General features: G+C 68.7%; 1 protein-coding gene. It reads left to right on the forward strand.

All coding sequences use genetic code 11. The features are described 5' to 3' along the window. Window positions 1-75 precede the first annotated feature (75 nt). Window positions 76-1,092, forward strand: coding sequence for a VOC family protein (locus tag ACLD7X_RS16980; protein ID WP_411424866.1), 1,017 nt, complete (start codon window positions 76-78; stop codon window positions 1,090-1,092). Window positions 1,093-1,128 lie beyond the last annotated feature (36 nt).

Here is a 1,128-nt window from a genome sequence, read left to right on the forward strand (position 1 = left end):
GTCGCATTGGAGCCGTGGTTTCGGCGGGCCTGACGGCCCTACCTATCTTCCTTGCCTTCCTGGAGAGTCCGCCCGATGGCCACGATACCGCCGCCCGTCTTCTACCCGCCCTTCAACATCACCCGCGTCAGCCATGCCGTGATGACGGTGCGCGACATGGAGCGCAGCCTGCGCTTCTACACCCGCGTCCTCGGCCTGGTCGTCAGCGACCGGGAGGGCGATACCGTGTGGCTGCGCGGCATCGAGGAAGTCGGCCACCACAGCCTGATCCTGCGCGAGACGCAGGATGCGCCGCGCTGCGAGCGCATCGGCTTCCGCGTGCTGACGGAGCTGGAGCTGGAGAAGGCGCATGCGCATTTCACCGGCCTCGGCCTGCATGCCGCCTGGGTGGACCGCCCCTACCAGGGCCGCACGCTGGAAGTGAAGGACCCCGCTGGCATGCCGGTGGAGTTCTGCGCCCGCATGACGTTGATGCCGCGCCGCACGATCGAGAGCGACCACTTTCCCGGCGCCGCGGCGCTGCGCTTCGACCACCTGCAGGTGCACAGCGCGGATATTCCCGCGGCCTGCGCCTTCTGGACCAGCCTCGGCTTCCGGACGTCGGACTATGTGGTGGGCGGGCCGGAGGACACGCTGATCGGCGTCTTCATGCACCGCAAGGACATCCCCTGGGACATCGTCTTCATGCCCGGGCCAGGACCGCGGCTGCACCACTTCGCCTATGTCACGCCGAGCATCCAGGACATGATGAAGGCCTGCGACGCCGCCGGCATCCACCAGTTCGGCAACCTCGTCGAGCGCGGCCCCGGCCGGCACAACCAGGGCCACGTCCAGTACACCTATTTCCGTGATCCCGACGGCCATCGCGTGGAGATCATCCCCGAGGCGCCGCACCAGATGACGGACCTGGAGCAGGAGCCGGTCCGCTGGGACGAGGCGAAGCGCAAGGCGACGATGGATTGGGGCTATCCCGCGCCGCAATGCTGGTACGACGACGCCACGCCCTTCCTGGGCGTCGATCCGAAGCCCGGCATGGTGGTGCCGGGGCGGATCAGCCTGGAACAATATCTGGCAGCCCGCGCCGCCGGGTGAGCGGCAGGCGGGTGGCCCCCGTCGCTCAGCCCGCCA

It is taken from the genome of Aphanothece microscopica RSMan92 (assembly GCF_046613545.2).
Taxonomy (GTDB): Bacteria; Cyanobacteriota; Cyanobacteriia; order PCC-6307; family Cyanobiaceae; genus NIES-981.

Coding starts and splice junctions, on each gene's coding strand:
- ACLD7X_RS16980 (WP_411424866.1), top strand. CDS start 76: ATGGCCACGATACCGCCGCCCGTCTTCTACCCGCCCTTCAACATCACC.